The organism is Rhizobium oryzihabitans, assembly GCF_010669145.1.
Taxonomy (GTDB): domain Bacteria; phylum Pseudomonadota; class Alphaproteobacteria; order Rhizobiales; family Rhizobiaceae; genus Agrobacterium; species Agrobacterium oryzihabitans.
Map to the genome: position 1 here is coordinate 561,380 of NZ_CP048632.1, position 14,051 is coordinate 575,430.

The 14,051-nt window shown below is 59.6% G+C and carries 13 protein-coding genes and 1 pseudogene; 9 read left to right on the forward strand and 5 right to left on the reverse strand.

Annotated elements, in window-relative coordinates:
- Positions 1-91: 91 nt before the first annotated feature.
- On the forward strand, positions 92-1,279 hold the full coding sequence (locus G3A56_RS03225; protein WP_082184290.1) for a cystathionine beta-lyase: 1,188 nt from the start codon (positions 92-94) through the stop codon (positions 1,277-1,279).
- A gap of 2 nt (positions 1,280-1,281) precedes the next feature.
- On the opposite strand, the gene G3A56_RS03230 is transcribed toward G3A56_RS03225, so the two are convergent.
- Complete coding sequence (locus tag G3A56_RS03230) at positions 1,282-2,451, reverse strand: FAD-dependent monooxygenase (protein ID WP_082184289.1); 1,170 nt, start codon at positions 2,449-2,451, stop codon at positions 1,282-1,284.
- Between the two features lie 29 nt (positions 2,452-2,480).
- A complete protein-coding gene (locus G3A56_RS03235) occupies positions 2,481-2,726 on the reverse strand; it encodes a zinc-finger domain-containing protein (protein ID WP_003495891.1) in 246 nt (81 codons plus the stop codon).
- Positions 2,727-2,896: 170 nt separating this feature from the next.
- On the opposite strand from G3A56_RS03235, the gene G3A56_RS03240 reads away from it, so the two are divergent.
- The 3 genes from G3A56_RS03240 to G3A56_RS03250 all read left to right on the forward strand — a co-directional run bounded on the left by G3A56_RS03240 (position 2,897) and on the right by G3A56_RS03250 (position 4,997).
- Positions 2,897-3,673 carry an alpha/beta fold hydrolase gene (locus G3A56_RS03240; protein ID WP_003495893.1) on the forward strand — a complete coding sequence of 259 codons (777 nt, stop codon included), beginning with the start codon at positions 2,897-2,899 and terminating at the stop codon, positions 3,671-3,673.
- Between the two features lie 143 nt (positions 3,674-3,816).
- Complete coding sequence (gene cysE, locus G3A56_RS03245; RefSeq protein ID WP_082184288.1) at positions 3,817-4,641, forward strand: serine O-acetyltransferase; 825 nt, start codon at positions 3,817-3,819, stop codon at positions 4,639-4,641.
- Positions 4,642-4,793: 152 nt separating this feature from the next.
- A complete protein-coding gene (locus G3A56_RS03250) occupies positions 4,794-4,997 on the forward strand; it encodes a DUF3126 family protein (protein ID WP_003515356.1) in 204 nt (67 codons plus the stop codon).
- Positions 4,998-5,053: 56 nt separating this feature from the next.
- Here the strand turns inward: G3A56_RS03250 and G3A56_RS03255 are convergent, their stop codons facing one another.
- Positions 5,054-6,448 (reverse strand): cytochrome P450, encoded by a 1,395-nt coding sequence (locus G3A56_RS03255; RefSeq protein WP_164056167.1) that lies wholly within the window; start codon positions 6,446-6,448, stop codon positions 5,054-5,056.
- Positions 6,449-6,560: 112 nt separating this feature from the next.
- Here G3A56_RS03255 and G3A56_RS03260 point away from each other — a divergent pair, with 112 nt between their 5' ends.
- A complete protein-coding gene (locus G3A56_RS03260) occupies positions 6,561-7,220 on the forward strand; it encodes a TetR/AcrR family transcriptional regulator (RefSeq protein ID WP_082184287.1) in 660 nt (219 codons plus the stop codon).
- Positions 7,221-7,312: 92 nt separating this feature from the next.
- On the opposite strand, the gene fdhA is transcribed toward G3A56_RS03260, so the two are convergent.
- Positions 7,313-8,503, reverse strand: coding sequence for a formaldehyde dehydrogenase, glutathione-independent (gene fdhA, locus G3A56_RS03265; protein ID WP_082184686.1), 1,191 nt, complete (start codon positions 8,501-8,503; stop codon positions 7,313-7,315).
- 499 nt (positions 8,504-9,002) lie between these two features.
- On the opposite strand from fdhA, the gene G3A56_RS03270 reads away from it, so the two are divergent.
- Positions 9,003-9,533: a serine O-acetyltransferase gene (locus G3A56_RS03270; RefSeq protein WP_082184285.1), complete on the forward strand. Its 531-nt coding sequence runs from the start codon at positions 9,003-9,005 to the stop codon at positions 9,531-9,533.
- Positions 9,534-9,581: 48 nt separating this feature from the next.
- Here G3A56_RS03270 and G3A56_RS03275 read toward each other — a convergent pair.
- Positions 9,582-10,453: pseudogene (locus tag G3A56_RS03275) on the reverse strand (ATP-binding protein).
- Between the two features lie 207 nt (positions 10,454-10,660).
- Between G3A56_RS03275 and yajC the strand changes: the two are divergent.
- From yajC to G3A56_RS03290, 3 genes are all read left to right on the forward strand, one after another.
- Positions 10,661-11,008, forward strand: coding sequence for a preprotein translocase subunit YajC (yajC, locus tag G3A56_RS03280; protein ID WP_003495911.1), 348 nt, complete (start codon positions 10,661-10,663; stop codon positions 11,006-11,008).
- Positions 11,009-11,089: 81 nt separating this feature from the next.
- Positions 11,090-13,654 carry a protein translocase subunit SecDF gene (secDF, locus tag G3A56_RS03285; RefSeq protein WP_082184685.1) on the forward strand — a complete coding sequence of 855 codons (2,565 nt, stop codon included), beginning with the start codon at positions 11,090-11,092 and terminating at the stop codon, positions 13,652-13,654.
- Complete coding sequence (locus G3A56_RS03290; protein ID WP_082184284.1) at positions 13,654-14,046, forward strand: Mth938-like domain-containing protein; 393 nt, start codon at positions 13,654-13,656, stop codon at positions 14,044-14,046. The genes secDF and G3A56_RS03290 overlap by 1 nt, the downstream gene beginning before the upstream one ends.
- Positions 14,047-14,051: the final 5 nt, after the last annotated feature.

Below are 14,051 nucleotides of genomic sequence, written 5' to 3' on the forward strand. Positions count from 1 at the left end.
GACGCGCCGGCGATGCTTTGCGGGACTTGACCTTGCCGTTCGCTCTTAGCATTGTCGCTTGCGTCAATATCCCTTCGAAAGCTGATCTGAAATGACCAAGAAAAATGACCTGCTTTCCGCCGCAGGTGTGAATACGCGCCTGACCCACGGCGGCAACGATCCCGCGGACTGTTTCGGTTTCGTCAATCCCCCGATCGTGCGCGGCTCCACCGTACTTTTCCCCGACGCCGAGACGCTTTCGACTGAAAACCAGAAATATACCTACGGCACCCACGGAACGCCGACGACGGATGCGCTGTGCAATCTCGTCAACGAGCTGGAGGGTTCGTTCGGAACGATTCTCGTACCATCCGGTCTTGCTGCGATCACCGTGCCTTTCCTTGCCTATCTCTGCGCGGGCGATCATGCGCTGGTCGTTGATTCCGTCTATTTTCCCACGCGCCGCTTCTGCAACACGATGCTGAAGAAGCTCGGTGTGGACGTGGAGTATTATGACCCGGCGATCGGGGCTGGCATCGAGGCGCTCATTCGGCCGAATACGAAGCTCGTGCATCTGGAAGCGCCGGGTTCGAACACTTTCGAGATACAGGATGTCCGGCTGGTCACCGAGATCGCCCACAGGCACGATTGCGTCGTGACAATGGACAATACCTGGGCGACGCCGCTCTATTTCAAGCCGCTCGATTTCGGCGTCGATGTTTCCATCCACGCCGCCACCAAATATCCCTCCGGGCATTCCGATGTGCTGATGGGGTTCGTCTCGGCCAATGAGAAGCACTGGAAGGCGCTTTATCAGGCCAATACCAATCTCGGCATCTGCGTGACGCCGGATGACGCCTATCAGATCCTGCGCGGCATGCGCTCCATGGGCATTCGATTGGCGCACCATCAGGAGAGCGCCCTCGATATCGCCACCTGGCTGGAAAGCCGCGACGATGTTGTCAGCGTTCTGCACCCGGCCTTGCCGAGCTTTGCCGGGCACGAACTCTGGAAGCGCGATTTCAAGGGCGCGAGCGGCGTGTTTTCCTTCGTGCTGAAGGCGCAGGAGGGCAAATACAAGCAGACGGCTGCGGCATTCCTCGATGCACTGACGTTCTTCGGGCTCGGTTATTCCTGGGGTGGATACGAATCGCTTGCCGTTTCCGTATCGCTTGTCGACAGGACGATTGCCAAAGGCCCGTCGGAAGGTCCGGTCATCCGTCTGCAGATCGGGCTTGAAGATATCGCCGACCTCAAGAAGGATCTCGAGGCCGGGTTTGCGGCGGCGGCTGGGGTCTAACCTCAGCCCTTGGCGCGGTAGCCATAAAGCCAGTCGAAGTCTTTCAGAAAGGCTTCCGTCGGACGTGTCGAAAAGACGAAGTCCCGGGCAAGACGGACAGGACCCGTGGCGTGATAGGCAAAACGATTGAGAGAGGCCCGCTTGCGGGCCTTTTCTATGCGCGGAAGGCGCAGGGCCTCGAAGGCGGCAAGGGCTTGCGGCACGGGCAGGGTCGTTCCGGCAAGCGTGCCCGCCAGTTCAAAGGCGTCCTCGATGGCCATAGCCGCTCCCTGTGCCGCAAAGGGCATCATCGCATGGGCGGCATCGCCGATCAGCACCGTATCGCGGCCATTGTGCCAGCGCCCGGGACCGGCCTGATAAAGCGGCCAGAAGGTCGGATTTTCCGACGATGACAGGAGCCGGACGATATCCGGGCTCCAGTCGCGAAATTGCGCCAGCAGCATGGCTTTCTGCTGCCCGCTCGATTCGGCCCGCCATGTCGCGCCGGGATCGGCACCGAGCGCGATGGCAACGATGTTGAAGCCGTCGACTTCCTTTAGCGGATAAGCAACGATATGGCCGCCCGAACCGAGATAGGCGGTGACGGCGCTTTTGTTGATGGCGGAAGGCACATCTTTTGCAGCGACCGTGAAGCGCCAGGCGACATTGCCGGAGAAGGTGGCGACGGGGGCAGAGGGGACGGCAAAACGGGCCGCCGACCACACGCCGTCCGCGCCGACTATCAGGTCATGGTCGCGGAAGGTGATCGAGGCGATGACATCCGCCGTGGCGTTTTCCAGACGTTTGCCGAGATGCAGGCGGCAGAGTGGATTGCGGGTCACCGCATCGAGAAGTGCGCGTTGCAGCGTCGAGCGGTGGAGGACGCCGTAGGGTGCGCCCCAGCGCGTGCGGGCCACTGCGCCCATGGGCAGCGATAATAGCGGGGCAAGCGTTCTTCCCGATGCAAGATCGACGCTGACCGGCTCCGTCCAGCGTGCCTCGATCTCCGGCATCACGCCGAGTTCGGCGAGGAGGCGGGCGGCATTGGGCGACAGCTGCAGGCCGGCGCCGACTTCCGTGAGCTCACCGGCCTGTTCGATGATGTCGGAGCTGACGCCGTGCCGGGCAAAAGAAAGGGCCGCGGTGAGACCGGCGATACCGGCACCGACAATGGCTACGGAGGTGATGGGCATGATGCGCCCCGATCAGAAGAGGTGGAAGCTCAGGCGGCCTTCACATGGAAGACGCAGCCCGGAGGATTGGTCTGCTCGGCCTTCAGCGACGGATTGTAGCGGTAGAGCGTGGAGCAGTAGGAACAGACCTTCTCGTTGTCGTCGCCCATATCGATGAAGATGTGGGGATGATCGAAAGGCACCGAAGCGCCGGTGCACATGAATTCCTTGACGCCGATCTCGATTACGCTGTGTCCGCCATCGTTCTGGAAGTGGGGAATGGAATGCCCGGCCATGTTCGTCTCCAAATGCAATATCGTGGTTAAGCCGCAGATCGTCCTCGATCATGGGCTCATTGCTGCGAATATGTAGCCTCAAACGCATTGCATCTCCATAAAAATCGTCAGGAAAACATGTTCAAAATTGCGATTTCCTGCCATATGGTCCGGCAAAAAGGATGTCCTTGATGAATCTCAACACGCCGCAATTTTCCGATTTTTCCCATGACGGTCTTCGCCTTGCCTATTTTGACGAAGGCGATCCGGCGGGCGATCCGGTCCTGTTGATTCACGGCTTTGCCTCCAGCGCCAATGTCAACTGGGTGCATCCCGGCTGGCTGAAAACGCTCGGAGATGCGGGTTACCGGGTGATCGCCATCGACAATCGCGGCCATGGTGCAAGCGACAAGCCGCATGATCCGGAAGCCTATTATCCGTCCGTCATGGCCGGTGATGCGGTGGCGCTGCTCAATCATCTCGGCATCGCGGAAGCCCATGTGATGGGTTATTCCATGGGTGCGCGCATTTCCGCCTTTCTGGCCATGGCCCATCCGGAGCGTGTCCGCTCGCTCGTTTTCGGCGGGCTAGGCATCGGCATGGTGGAAGGTGTGGGCGACTGGGATCCGATTGCCGAGGCGCTGCTGGCGCCGTCGCTCGATGTCGTCACGCATGAGCGCGGCCGCATGTTCCGCGCCTTTGCCGACCAGACGAAAAGCGACCGGCTGGCGCTGGCCGCCTGTATCGAGACATCGCGGGTTCTCGTGACCCGCGAACAGGCGGAAAAGATCGATGCCCCGACGCTGATTGCGGTCGGAACGAGTGACGATATCGCTGGATCGGGGGCCGAACTTGCGGCGATCATGCCGCATGCGCGGGCGATCGACATTCCCGGCCGTGACCACATGCTCGCCGTTGGCGACCGGGTGTTCAAGGCGGCTGTTCTGGAATTTTACCGCAGCCTTTGACCGGGGGCGGCAAGAAACGCTTTTTCACGCTGCATGCAGAAAAACTGAAGCCTTGCCGTCTTTAAAGTCGTCATTCGAATCCCATTTCTTATCCACGTCTTTTTCTGTATAAAGAACGACCACTGCAAACGAGGAGACCATTCATGGTCGCACGTACCGAGGCCCGTCAGCCCGAACAGCTGGCGATCGTCGATCCGATCTGGGGCAGCCTGCTGCATGAAGCGCGTAGCGCCGCAGCGCAGGACCCGCTGCTGTCCGCCTTCCTTTATTCGACGATCCTCAATCACCGGTCTCTCGAAGAATGTGTGATCTATCGTATCTGCGAACTCCTCGATCATCCTGATATGCAGGCCGTTCTTCTGCGCCAGACGTTCCAGGACATGCTGGATGACTGGCCGGAATGGGGAAGCGTGCTGCGTGTCGATATTCAGGCCGTTTACGATCGCGACCCGGCCTGCACGCGCTTCATGGAGCCGCTGCTCTATTTCAAGGGTTTTCAGGCCATCCAGACCCATCGCCTTGCCCATTGGCTGCTGCAGAAGGGCCGCCGGGATCTGGCGCTTTATCTGCAAAGCCGCTCGTCGAGCATCTTCCAGACGGACATCAATCCGGCTGCACGCATCGGCAAGGGCATCTTCCTCGACCATGCCACCGGGCTCGTGGTTGGCGAGACAGCTGTGATCGGCGACAACGTTTCCATCCTGCACGGCGTTACACTTGGCGGCACCGGCAAGGAGGGGGCGGACCGTCATCCGAAGATTGGCAATGGCGTGATGATCGGCGCGGGCGCGAAAATCCTCGGCAATATCGAGATCGGCAGCTGCTCGCGCATCGCCGCCGGTTCGGTGGTGCTGAAACCGGTCCCGCCGAAGACCACCGTTGCCGGTGTGCCGGCGCGGGTGGTGGGAGAAGCAGGGTGTTCGGAACCCTCGCGCCTGATGGACCAGGTCATCGGAGCCGATATCTGACGGGTCCGATATGGTCTTAATCGTCCATGTGGAACGCGACGCATGAAAGCCATGGCCTGTGAAAGACATGGGGCAATGTGCCGCTTTCACTTTACTTTGGCCTTTGTCCCATGCCAAAAGCGGCGCAACGCGAACCGCACAGGAGAATAGTGGTGAAAGCCGACGAAATCAAAAAACTCGACGCCTATTTCAAGCGCACCTTCAATGAAAAGATGGTTGTGAAGGCGCGTCCCCGCAAGGACGATTCTGCCGAAGTTTATCTTGGCGAAGAGTTTCTCGGCGTCGTCTACATCGATGACGAAGATGGCGACCGTTCGTACAACTTCTCCATGGCGATCCTCGACGTTGATCTGTGATCGTCACCACTTGGTGATAGGTGGATTTCTTCAGGATTAAAATTGCCCGCGGTGGTTCACGCCGTGGGCAATTTGTTTTTTCGGTGCTTGATCTGCATCATCAGGCGGTTTTCCGGTCGCAATGTCACTCTCATCAGCGGCTCCGCCGCAGCCGCGGACCTGTTTTCAAGGTGAACCGTCTGCAGGAGAACGGCAAGGATCGCCACGGCCTCCATCATGGCAAAGGCATTGCCGATGCAGATGCGTGGGCCGGCTCCGAAGGGCATGTAGGCATAGCGGTGGCGCGCCTTGACCTTTTCGGGCTCAAAACGTGACGGGTCAAAGCGTTCGGGTTTATCCCAAAGCGACGTGTGCCGGTGGACGGCATAGATCGGCACATAGAGAACGGTTCCGGCCGGAATATCGTGCTCGCCGAGCCTGAAATCCTGCAGCGCCGTGCGGGTGATGACCGGGGCAGGCGGGTAAAGCCGCATTGCCTCAGAAAACACCTGCCGGGTGTAGGTCAACCCGGCGATATGGTCTGCTGTGACCGGCTCTCCGGCGGTGACGGCTTCGATTTCTTCGATGACCCTCGTTTCCACATCGCTGTTTTGTGACAGCAGGTGGAATGTCCAGGCGAGGCCGAGCGCCGTCGTTTCGTGGCCGGCGGTGATGAAGGTCAGAAGATTGTCGATGATTTCCGTGTCGCTCATCATGCGTCCGGTTTCCGGATCCCGGGCTTCCAGCAGCATGGAGACGAGGTCGGTTCTCCCGGTCGGGTTCTTTCGCCGCCCGGCGATGACCTTTGCAAGGCTGGCGCGCAGATAATCGACGGCGGCGCGGGATTTGCGCCGACCGGGATGGGGCAGCCATTCCGGCGCACCCAGCATGGCGAGAGCGAAAGTCCAGCCTGTCGGTCTCAGATAGTCGGTGATGCTCTGTTCGACACGCGCGATATCGATGCCGCATCCGCCGGACATCATGGTTTCGACGATGATGTCGAATGTGGTTCGCATCATTTCATGGCCGATATCGATGTCACCGATGGAAGGGGAGCGCCAGCGTGTTTCCGTGCGCCGCGCCGTCTCGATCATGACCGGCAGCAGCTCCAGCAGTTTTTCATGCCGGAAGGCGGCGGATACGGATTGCCTTTGCCATTTCCAGTGGTCGCCATCTGCCGTCAGGAGACCCTGCCCAAGCGCGGGGCCGAGCACCCGGCGCACATCCTCGCCCTTTCCGAGCAGATGGGCGTTCTTGACCAGGGCTTCGTGGATCAGCACGGGGTCGGCGAGGTGTACACGCATTGTGCCGCCGAGACGGGTAAAGACCGCCGGTTCGCTGAAAATATCCGGTGGCAGTGCCTTTAGCGGATTACGCACAAGGGAGATTGCCAGACGCGCGGCGGCGAGTTTCGATAGGGGTTCTGCTGTGGCAGATGATGTGGACGGTGTGTGGAGGCCGGTTCCGGTCATTGACAGCTCCTTCAATTCGCGTTTGAACAACGGGATTTTGCTGTTAAGGTATATACCTTATTTTAGGTATTTAAGGTGCATGCCTTAGGTTTCAATGGCGAGGCAGGATTTTATGAAGAGCGACGAGGCACAGCCACCACGGAAACGGCGCACGCGCGACAGGATTCTGGATGCCGCCCTCGACCTGTTCAACGATCGCGGGCCTGATCGCGTAACGACTGCCGAAATCGCCCTTGCGGTCGATATCAACGAGGGCAATCTTTATTATCATTTCCGGACGAAGGAATTGCTGGTCCTCGCGCTGTTTGCGCGGTTCGAAGCCGATGCGATGGTGCTTGTCGCAACCGTTGATGGGGCAGGCGAGGGGGCTGCTGCCACCTATGCCGGCTTTCTGCGTCAATGGTTCTCTCTGGTGTGGAGTTACCGCTTTCTGTTTCGCGATCTGGTCGGTCTGGTTGCGCTTGCACCGGCGCTGGTGGAGCCGGTCAGGACCATAAGTGCTGCCATGCGGCTGGCGGTCGGTGATATTGTCAGCCGTATGCAGAAAGCGGGGCTGGTGGATATTCCCGAAAGCGAACACGATGCGGTCCTGACCAACCTATGGATCGTTTCGACCTATTGGGCGGCCTATCTCAACCTGCAGGAAGGCGTCAGCGAATTCGGACCGCAGCAGCTGGACTGGGGGCTGCAGCAGGTTTCCAGCCTGTTCAGGCCCTATCTTTCTGCCGAGGCGAAGGCCGAGCTTGAAGCACTTGTTGAAATCGAAGCTTGATATCTCCGGCTGGAGACATAGTCTCGTCGCAAAAAAAGCCCGCGACGGTATGTGTCGCGGGCATTTCGTCGTAGGATCTGATTGAGGGAGGCTCAGGCGGCCTTCAGCAGATCGCCATGCGGGTCGAGAACGAACTTGGTTGCAGCGCCCTGATCGAAGCTTTCATATCCCTGCACGGCGTCATCGAGTGCGATGATCTTGGCGTTGACGATATCGGCAATAGGCAGACGGTCATGCAGGATGGCCTGCATGAGCTGACGGTTATACTTCAGAACCGGCGTCTGGCCGGTATGGAAGGACTGCGCCTTTGCCCAGCCGAGGCCGAAGCGCAAAGACAGGCTGCCCTGTTTCGCCGCAGCGTCGACCGCACCCGGATCCTCGGTGACATAAAGGCCGGGAATGCCGATCGAGCCGGCAGCGCGGGTGATCTCCATCATCTGGTTGAGAACGATGGCCGGCTGTTCGCCGCCGGAATGGCCGCGTGCCTCAAAACCGACGGCGTCGATGGCGCTGTCCACCTCATTGGTGCCGACGATCTGCGCGATCATATCGCCCAGCCGGTCTCCCTTGGAGAGATCGACGGGTTCGAAACCGACCCTTGCGGCGTGCGCAAGGCGATCCTTGTTGAAATCGCCGATCATGACGACCGCGGCACCGAGGATACGGGCCGAGGCGGCAGCCGCGAGACCAACCGGGCCGGCACCCGCGACATAGACAGTGGAGCCGACGCCGACACCGGCCTTGACCGCACCGTGGAAGCCGGTCGGCAGGATGTCTGACAGCATGGTAAGGTCGCGGATCTTGGCCATCGCCCTGTCGCGGTCGGGAAACTTCAGGAGGTTGAAGTCGGCATAGGGGATGGTGACATAGCGGGCCTGTCCGCCGATCCAGCCGCCCATATCGACATAACCGTAAGCGCCGCCGGCGCGCGACGGGTTCACGGTCAGGCAGACGCCGGTATCCTGCGACTTGCAGCAGCGGCAGCGGCCGCAGGCGACGTTGAAGGGCACGGAGACGATGTCGCCGATATCAAGCATTTCGACATCGACGCCTTTTTCAATGACTTCGCCAGTGATTTCGTGGCCGAGAACGAGACCCGGCATCGCCGTGGTGCGGCCGCGCACCATATGCTGGTCGGAACCGCAGATATTCGTGGAAATAACCTTGAGAATGACACCGTGCTCGATGCGGCGGCCATCCGGCGCCTCCAGCTTCGGGTCGTCGATGTCTCGGACTTCGACCTGGCCCGGCTTCAGATAAACGACGCCTCTGTTCCTGCTCATATCCATCTCCTCCTTGGGTTTGAACATCAATGCCGGCCCGCTCCTCCGCAGGCAGGATATTGTCGAACTGCACGGACGAACCGGTGACGGCTCGCATGCGATCTCTCGGCGCAGGGATGGAAAGGGGAGCACATGGAGCGTTTCGAAAAGACGCCGCCACCTCCTGATCGTCCGCCGCCGCAATCACCGGCATTTCGCCGGTTTTCCGGTTCCACCTCGCTGAATTGACGGGATGGTGCCGGATGCCTGCAGCAAACCATGTGGCGGGCGAGGTGACGTTCGGGAATACGACACCCTCTGTAGCCTTAACGACACGCGTGTTCACGTCAGCAGCAACAATTGCCGTCTCGCAGACACGGCATCGATACTCTGTTGCAAGTTGCGCTCGAGACGATAAATTACCTTTTTATTATTTAAGGATTTTATTGTGATCATTTTTAAAAAAATCTGTTTTGCAGTATCGGCCTTGTCCGTTACGCCGCACCTGGTCCTGCTTTTCATGGCAAAACCCGGAAACCCGATCTTCCGGGACATCGAGGCGTGGAGCGAAAAACTTCTTCGGAGGTCATCGACGCAGCGGGGTGATCTCATGCTCGATGCGGTGAGATTGCTGACCGGCACAACCGAGTTTCGCAACCTTTTTTATTATCGGCTGCCGAGGGCTCGTTTTTTCAAGTTTCTGGCACGGCCTGAAAATACGCTGCACATTCTCACCCCCGATATAGGCCCCGGCCTGTTCATCCAGCATGGGTTTGCAACGATCATATCGGCCGAGTCGATCGGCGCCAATTGCTGGATAAACCAGCAGGTCAGCATCGGTTACACCAGCTCGACCGGCGCACCCAAGATTGGGGACGACGTTACGATAAATGCCGGCGCCAAGGTGCTGGGAGACATTGTCGTGGGTGACAATGCCAAAGTGGGTGCGAATGCGGTTGTCATAAAAAACGTTCCCTCCGACTGCACCGTCGTGGGCGTTCCCGCGCGGATTGTCAGACGCGCGGGACTGAGGGTGGATGAGGCGCTGTGAGGCCTGATCCCTGCGGGACAAATCCGCTCCGGGCCCTTTGATCGCAGCCTATCGGTCGATCGATTTTCTCAGGCGGCCGGCGGCATCCTGAATATATTGCCAGGCGACGCGGCCGGAGCGGCCGCCGCGTGTGGTCGCCCATTCCAGCGCCTCGTGATGAAGGGTTTCTCGATCGAGCCCCAGATCGAAATGCGCGGCATAGCTGTCGATCATCGTCAGATAGTCTTCCTGTCCGCATTTGTGGAAGCCGAGCCAGAGGCCGAAGCGATCCGAGAGCGAGACTTTCTCTTCCACCGCTTCCGAGGGGTTGATGGCCGTCGACTGCTCGTTTTCCATCATGTGGCGCGGCAGAAGGTGGCGGCGGTTGGAGGTGGCGTAAAACAGGACGTTGTCCGGCCGTCCCTCGATGCCGCCGTCAAGCGCCGCCTTCAGGGATTTGTAGGCCGTGTCGTCGTGATCGAAGGAGAGGTCGTCGCAGAAGACGATGACGCGTTCACCGGAGGCCTTCAATATGTCGAGCAAAGCGGGCAGGGTGTGGATATCCTCGCGGTGTACCTCGACCAGCTTCAGGGGAACACCGCTTGCGGCGCGCACATCTTCGTGAACGGCCTTGACCAGCGAGGATTTGCCCATGCCGCGCGCGCCCCAGAGCAACACGTTGTTGGCCGGAAAACCATCGGCGAAACGCAGGGTGTTTTCATGCAGGATGTCGCGCACATGATCGACGCCGCGAATGAGCTTCAGCGCGATGCGGTTGGGCCGCGAGACCGGCTGGAGGAAGGAGTTGACCGGCGACCAGACGAAACAATCCGCCGCATTCCAATCGTTTATGGCCGGCGCGGGCCAGCCAGCCGTTCCACGGCAACGTTCAGCCTACGCAGTTCGGCAAGAAGCAGGGTGGCCGTCTCTTCTCGAATCATGGTGTTTCTTCCGCTTATCTGGTGTTCAAAACGATGTTTTCGGCCCGGCCTAGCATGGCGTTTCCGGCCCATAAAGGTTAAGAGGTCCGGAATCGGTACGGCGGGGTCCCTGCATCTGTTGCAATCCCGGCGTTCCCCACTATATTCCGGCGGCTTGAAAGCTGGGGCGGCATACGAGGTCGTGCCGTAATCGTTGAGGAGTTTTATATGTTCATTAGTCAAGCTTTTGCCCAGGACGCAACGGGCGGCGCATCGGCCTTCGGGTCTGGCCTTGAAATGCTTTTCCTGTTTGCGCCGCTTATGGTGGTCTGGTACTTTTTCCTCATCCGTCCGCAGCGCGCGCAGATGAAGAAGCGTCAGGAGACGCTGACCAGCATTCGCCGTGGCGATCAGGTCGTTCTCGGCGGCGGCATCGTCGGCAAGGTGACCAAGGTCATCGACGACAATGAACTCGAAGTCGAAATCGCAGAAGGCGTGAAAATCCGTGCCGCTCGTGCCTACATTGCCGAAGTGCGCGTGAAGGGCGAAGTGGTCAAGACGGAAGCCGCTTCCTGATCCTGCCGGATAATTGAACGTCCGCTTCCGAATTTGACGGGTTGCGTCATCAGCGCAACCCCAACCCTGACCGAGATCGAAATGCTTCATTTTTCCCGTTGGAAAACAGTCTTCATCTGGCTGCTTGTGCTGGCAAGCGTCTTTATCGCGTCTCCCAACCTGTTTTCGGACAAACAGCTGGAGGGCATGCCTGCCTGGTACAAGGACAACAAGGTAACGCTCGGTCTCGACCTTCAGGGCGGCTCGCACATCATGCTCAAGATCGAGCGTTCCGACATTGTCAAGGAACGGCTTGAAACTATCGTCGGCGATGTGCGCACCCAGCTTCGCGACGCCAATATCCGCTATTCGGGGCTGACCGGTAACGGCCAGCTGATCCAGGTTCGCATCAGCGACCCGGCACAATACGAAGCCGCCAAGAACGCGCTTCGCGACCTGACGCAGCCGGTGTCCGCCGGAACGCTGGTCGGCGGTTCCATCACCGAAGTGACGATGAACGACGGCGGCGACAATCTGCTGCGGCTCAACCTCACGGATGAAGGCATCGATTACCGCCTGTCTTCGGCCGTGTCGCAGTCCATCGAAGTCGTGCGCCGCCGCGTTGACGAAGTGGGCACCACCGAGCCGCTCATCCAGCGTCAGGGTTCCGACCGCATCATCGTGCAGGTACCTGGCCTTCAGGACCCGCAGCGCCTGAAATCGCTCCTCAACCAGACGGCAAAGCTGTCCTTCCGCATGGTCGACACCACCATGCCGGTGCAGGAAGCCATGAACGGCCGTCCGCCCGCGACCTCTGAAGTTCTCTATTCGCAAGATGATCCGCCGGTTCCCTATCTGGTGGAACGCCGTGCGCTGGTTTCCGGCGACAATCTCGTCGACGCGCAGGCAAGCTTCAACCAGCAGACCAACGAACCGGTCGTCACCTTCCGCTTCGACAGCCGCGGCGCGCAGCGCTTTGCGCAGGCGACGCAGCAGAATGTCGGCAAGCCTTTTGCCATCGTGCTCGACAACCAGGTCATCTCAGCACCTGTTATCCGCGAGCCGATCATCGGCGGCTCGGGACAGATTTCCGGGAACTTCTCGGTTCAGGGCGCCAATGACCTTGCGGTGCTGCTGCGCGCGGGTGCGCTGCCGGCCACGCTGACCGTGGTCGAAGAACGCACCGTCGGTCCGAGCCTTGGTAACGACTCCATCACCGCCGGCCTGACGGCAAGCGCCATCGGCGCCGTCGGCGTCCTCATCTTCATGTTCGTCTTCTACGGCTTCTTCGGCCTGCTCGCGAATATTGCGCTCATCGTCAACGTCGTCATGCTGCTTGCGGTCCTCAGTGTGATCGGATCGACGCTGACCTTGCCCGGCATTGCCGGTATCGTCTTGACGATCGGCATGGCGGTGGATTCCAACGTTCTGATCTATGAGCGAATACGCGAAGAGGTAAAGAGCGGCAAACCGCTGATCCAGTCACTGGACAACGGCTTCACCCGCGCCTTTGCGACCATTGTCGACGCCAACCTGACGACACTGATCGTGGCGAGCGTGCTGTTCTACATGGGCACCGGTCCGGTCAAGGGTTTTGCCGTTACGCTCGCCGTCGGCATCATCACCACCGTCTTCACGGCCTATACGCTGACGGCGTGGATGTTCGGCTACTGGGTTCGCCGCAGCCGCCCGAAGCATCTGCCCAAGGGTGTGCGTACCGCCATGTTCGATGGCCGCGACATTCCCTTCATGCGCTATCGCCGCGTGGTGTTCATGATCACCGGCGTGATCATGCTCGCCTGTGTCGGCGGTTTCGTTGCCAAGGGCCTGAACCTCGGCATCGACTTCCAGGGCGGTTCGGTTATCGAAGTGCGCGCCAAGCAGGGTGAGGCCGATCTCGCCGATATTCGCGATCGTCTGAACCAGTTGAACCTCGGTGAAATCCAGGCGCAGAACTTTGGCACACCGCAGGATGTTCTCATCCGCATTCAGGCGCAGGACGGCGGTGAAAATGCCGAGCAGTCCGCCATCACCATGGTGCGTGGCGAGCTTGAGGACAAATATGACTTCCGCCGCGTGGAAGTCGTCGGTCCTGCCGTTTCCGGTGACCTGACCTTCACCTCCACGATCGGCGTTGTGCTCGCCATGGCGGCGATTATGGTCTACATCTGGGTTCGCTTCGAGTGGCAGTTTGCACTCGGCGCGGTCATCTCGATGGTTCACGACGTGGTCTTCACCATCGGCCTCTTCGTCTTCCTGGATATAGAGTTCAACCTCACCAGTATCGCGGCGATCCTGACGATCATTGGTTATTCGCTGAACGACACCGTCGTCATCTATGACCGTGTCCGTGAAAATTTGAGGCGGTACAAAAAGATGCCGCTGTCGATGATCATCGATGCGTCGCTGAACCAGACCCTGTCGCGCACGATCCTGACTGGTCTGACTGTCCTTCTGGCGCTTCTGGCACTCTACCTCTTCGGTGGCGAGGTCATCCGTTCCTTCACCTTCGCCATGCTGTTCGGCGTCGGTATCGGCGTGTTCTCCTCGGTCTATATCGCGGCTCCGGTGCTGATCGCCTTCAAGCTGCGTCCCGATAGCAAGGATGCGGAAGACGAGAAGGATGAGAAGTCCGGCAACGCCATCGGCGGCAAGCCTGCCGTCTGATGGCCGGCGGGATTGAAATACGCCCGGCCCATTTTCCCGGCCGGGCGCCCATCGATGCCTATGGCAATGGCGGTTTCCGCTTTGCCGACATGTCGCATCGCGGTTCGCTCCTGCTTCTGCCTTCCGGCATTTACGGGTGGAGCCCGGTCGATGCGAAGGAATTCGCGCTCGAGCATTTCGACAAGGTTCTGGCTGAAGCGCAGGATATCGAAGTGCTTCTGATCGGCACGGGCGATGGCATGCGGGTTTTGCCGAAGGAATTGCGCGCGGCCTTTAGGGATTCGGGCATTTCGGTTGATCCCATGAGTACGGGGGCTGCCGTGCGCACCTATAATATCATGCTTTCGGAATCGCGCGCCGTGGCTGCGGCGCTGATTGCCGTCGAAGGCTGACAGGA